Raw genomic sequence first — 4,333 nt, 5'->3', positions numbered from 1 at the left:
TCATGGGCTGCATAGCAGGGTGGTGGTTGGCTGTCATGGGGTTGCCCATTCCTGTGTGTGGCCTGCCGGGGTGGGGGTGTGCTGGCGTGTATGGGTGAGGGTGTGGCGCTGGCGCGGGGTGTGGTGGTGCGTCGCCTGTTGGCGGTGGCTGAGGCGTCGGGTTCGGTGTCTGCGCTGCATGTGCGGGTGGCAGCTGAGGCTGCGGGGGTGTCGCCGCGGACGGTGTGGCATTGGCTTGCTGCGGCGCGTGCGGGCCGGTTGGAGCGGATACTGAAGTCGTCGTTTTCGTTGTCGGATGTGTGGTGGACACGGTTGGCGGCGGAGGGTGGGAACGTCGCGGCGGTGTACCGGCGGATGACCGAGGGCGAGGAGGCCGCGGATTTTCCGGTGCCGTCGTTGGCGACGGTGCAGCGTTCGGTGAAGCGGGATGTGCGGGAGGGCCGGGTCCTTGAGGTCGCGTCGGTGGGGCGGGGCCGGGTGGAAGCCGGCCGTTACGACCAGGTCCTTGCTGAGTTGAAGCTTCAGAGGCCGGGTGAGGGCCTGCCGGTCGTGGATGCCGATCCGGTCGAGCCTGCTCCCGCGTCGGCAGAGGACGAAGTGCCACCACCGCGGGGCGGGGTGCGGTTGTTCGTGCCAGGGGCGTCTTTGGTGTCGACGGGCCCGGTTGCTGCGGTGGTGGAGGCAGTGGGGCATACGGTCGCGGTACGGGGGATCGGGTGTGTGTTCGGTGATCCGGGGCTGGGGAAGACCGTGGCGGTGCAGCAGGCTCTGCATCTTCTGCCTTCCCGGGTGCCGGTGTGGCGTGCGGTGGTTGGGGTGAAGCCGGGCCTGCCCCAGATGCGCGCTTCGTTGTTGGAGGCGTGCGGGCTGCCGGCGGGGTCTTTGGTGCATCGTGCGGGTGTGGCGGAGCGTGCTCTGGGTGAGGTGCTGAGAAGGCCGGGGGTGTTGTTCCTCGATGACGTCCAGCGCTTGGCTCCACCGCTGCTGGATTACCTGCGGCTGTTGTGGGACGAGCCGGGTACGGCAGCGGCGCTGGTGTTGTGTGGGGCGGGCGCGGAGCGTGTGATCGCTCGGGCGCCGGCATTGCGGTCGCGGGTGCTGACCTGGCACCAGACTGCCGGGCTGGAACAGGGTGGGCTCGTTGAGACGCTGCGCCTCTTCCACGAGGTGTGGGAGGCCGTGGACCCGGCGGACGTGGTCTGGGCGGATTCCACGGTGGCGCGGGGGAACTTCCGTACCTGGGCGAAGATCACCTCCCACGTCTACGTCCTGTCCAAGCGCGGACAGGACGTACGCGTGGACCGTCGGTTGATCGAGCAGGCCTGTGCCCGGCTGGGCCCGTACCCGTGATGGGGCCGGTGGTGCCGGAGCGAGCGGGGAGCGAGGCCAGGAGCGGAGGACGCGGAGCGGTTCCATGATCATTTCATCGGGCGCGGAAGACCCCACGCCGCCGGTTGAAAGAGGGCCGGTGCTGGAGGGCCCCGGGTTGGCCGCGTTGCGCGTGCCTGCTGTCGAGCAGCTGCTCCGGTTGCGGCGCCAGGGGCGGCTTTCGCGGGGACATGTGCGGCTGGCGGGCGAGTGTTTGGGGGTGTCGGAGCGGACGGTGTGGCGGTGGCTCGCGCAGGCCGAGGCCGAACCCCGCACGGCGGAACGTCCGGGAAACCGGTTTGAGGTGACGTCGGAGGTGCGGGTACTGCTGGCGTACTGGCGGGGGAACGCTTCGGCGGTCCACCGGCAACTGGTCGTCCGTGCCCAGGCCGCAGTGGGGGAGCCGGCCGCGCCGGTGCCGGGCGGGGCGCCTATGGAGGCGGTGCCGTTGCTGGATCCGGTGCCGTCGTTGTCGACGTTCCTGCGAGCGGTGCGCCGTGACCTGACCGCGGGCGAACGCGCGGGCCTGGCCCGGGGGCCGGAGGCGGCCCGGGCCCATGATGTGTTCGGCCGCCGGCCCAGGTTGTGGCGGAATCACACCTGGGAGGCCGATCACGTCCAGGCGCCGCTCCTGGTGGATGCGGACGGGGAGCTGGTGCGCCCATGGGTGACGTGGTTCATCGACGTCGCGACGAAGGCCATCACCGGTACCGCGGTCACCCCCGGCCATCCGTCCAGGGCCTCGATCCTGGCAGCCCTGCGCGCCGCGGTGCTGCGCACCGGCCCGTACGGTCCGGCGGGCGGCATCCCTGAGCACGTGCGCGTCGACCGCGGCCGGGATTTCCTGTCGAAGACGGTCCTGGGCGCGTTCACCGACCTGGATACCAAGTTCGAGGATCTGCCCGCCTACAGCCCCCATCTGAAGGGGACGGTGGAGAACCTCAACCGGTGTGCCGACCGCATGCTCTTCGCTGTCCTGCCCGGCTACACCCTCACCCTCAAGCCCCGGCGCGCCAAGAAGAAGCCCGACTTCGACGAGCCCCTGCGCCTGACCTTCGAAGAATTCACCGCCGAGGTCCTGGACTGGGCGCGGTGGTGGAACACCGAGCACCGCCCCGCCGGCCTGGCCGGCCGGACTCCCCTGGAGGCCTGGCAGGGCGATCCCACGCCGCTCTCGGACATCCCCGAGGCCGCCTTGTGGGGGCTGATGCTGGAGGACGACGGCCGAGTACGGAAACTGAGCAGCCACGGGGTGCGCTGGCGCGGCCGGGACTACCTTGGCGCGTGGATGGCCGGCCAGGCAGGGCGCAGCGTCCGGATCCGGCACATGCCCCACCACGATCACGAGATCGAGGTCTGCGACCCGGCCGGCCGCCACCTGGGCACCGCCCACCTCGCGGACGCCGCCACCCCGGAACAGCTCGACGAGCTGCGCCGCATCCGCACCGTGCGGGCCCGCCGGCTGCGCGAGGACGCCAAGAAGGCCGAGGCTCTGCGCCGGCAGCGCTACGCCCCGGCCACCATGCCCACGCCCGCCAAACGCCTGGGCGCCGTCACAGCGGCCGAAGCCGGCCAGGAACTCGACGCGGCCGCCGACAGCGACATGGCCGCCTTGGCCCTGCCAGATCTCATCCCGCCCTCCCCACCGCCTGACGACTGGAACACCCCAGCCTCCTTGCGCCCTGCCACACGGGAAGAGAAGCGATGACGAGCCAGCTGCCGCCGCGGGAGACCGATCACTACACCCAGCTCGCGGACGCCGCGGTCGTCACGACCCGCGCGCTCCTGGCCGCCCGGGAGAACATCACCGACACGATCAACGCCAGGGCGATGATGTGCCTCCATGGCCCGGCCGGCGTGGGCAAGACGCTTGCCGCCAACGTCTGCCTGCGTGAGCTTGAACGGACTCGTGGCGAGGAGGTCTGCCGGATCGCCTTCCGGGCCCGCCCCACCGCCCGCGCGGTGCGGCACGAGCTCTTTGCAGCGCTCGGTCTGCCGGGCGAACCTCCGCGTCGCCCATCCGAGTTCGACCGGCTGCTTCTGGACTCCCTGGCTGCCCGGCCGCGTACGCTGGTCGTGGACGAAGCCCAGTGGCTCAATCGAGAGACGTTCGAATATTTCCGGTTCGTCTGGGATCACCCGTACTCGCAGATCGCGATCATCTTCGCCGGTGGTGAAGGCGCGCACAGCGTATTGCGGAAGGAGCCGATGCTCTCCTCCCGCATCTTCATCTGGCAGCACATCACCAAGCTCACACTGGAGGAAGTTCAGCAGGTCATCCCGCTCTACCATCCGATCTGGGCGAGAACCGACCCCGAAGACATCGCCTTTGCCGACCGTCACGCAGCGCACGGCAACTTCCGCAACTGGGCCCGGCTCACCGCCCACACCCTCACAGCCCTCCAACGGACAGGCCGCGCGAACCCTGACCAGGAAACGCTGCGCTGGGCCTTCAGCAGACTCGGATGAACTTGGCGCTGCCTCAGGAAGCCTGCCCAGCTGCTGCGTTGTGCGACGCTCCGAGTTCACCCGTGCGGGAGGTACCGGACACGGTCTCCTCGGGCCTACTCTCTAAGGTGGCTGCCGGTTCCGGGCGCTGGCCGGTGACACGCGGCTCCGCTTGTCCCGGTGACAGCGGTGCGGAGGTCTCGTCCCGGGAGGCGTGATCTTTTCCAGAATCCATCCGCATCAAATTTTGAAGCACATGAGGCCGGCCCCTGCACAGCAGATCTGCCTCCCGACCAGTCTGCCACCCTGACGGCCAGTCACCAGCCCCCACCCAACCCGGCCCCTGCTGCCAGCCAGGGCCGTCAGGCCCGCAATCGGGCCGCGCGAAGCGCTGCACGCCCGGTGACGCGCAGCGTCACCAGTGGCTGGAGCGCAGCGGAAGCCACCAGCCGGCCGAAGGCCGGCCACACCCCGCAACGCGGGGTGTACTGCCCCGAAGCGCAGCACAGGCAAGGCA

Annotated in this window: 3 protein-coding genes; all 3 read left to right on the top strand. The window is 70.1% G+C overall.

Annotation, left to right across the window (positions count from 1 at the left end; translation table 11 throughout):
- Nucleotides 1-90: 90 nt before the first annotated feature.
- The 3 genes from IE277_RS46220 (at nt 91) to IE277_RS46210 (ending at nt 3,837) form a co-directional block, all read left to right on the top strand.
- On the top strand, nt 91-1,350 hold the full coding sequence (locus IE277_RS46220; protein WP_189960081.1) for an AAA family ATPase: 1,260 nt from the start codon (nt 91-93) through the stop codon (nt 1,348-1,350).
- A gap of 64 nt (nt 1,351-1,414) precedes the next feature.
- Nucleotides 1,415-3,076: a TnsB C-terminal domain-containing protein gene (locus tag IE277_RS46215; protein ID WP_189960080.1), complete on the top strand. Its 1,662-nt coding sequence runs from the start codon at nt 1,415-1,417 to the stop codon at nt 3,074-3,076.
- Complete coding sequence (locus IE277_RS46210) at nt 3,073-3,837, top strand: AAA family ATPase (protein WP_189960079.1); 765 nt, start codon at nt 3,073-3,075, stop codon at nt 3,835-3,837. Before IE277_RS46215 ends, IE277_RS46210 begins: the two co-directional genes overlap by 4 nt.
- The last annotated feature ends 496 nt before the right edge of the window (nt 3,838-4,333 follow it).

Origin of the sequence: Streptomyces alanosinicus, from assembly GCF_014650595.1 — a bacterium.
Taxonomy (GTDB): domain Bacteria; phylum Actinomycetota; class Actinomycetes; order Streptomycetales; family Streptomycetaceae; genus Streptomyces; species Streptomyces alanosinicus.
Note: the sequence above shows the minus strand (reverse complement) of the source record. Positions and strands in the feature narration are given on the sequence as shown.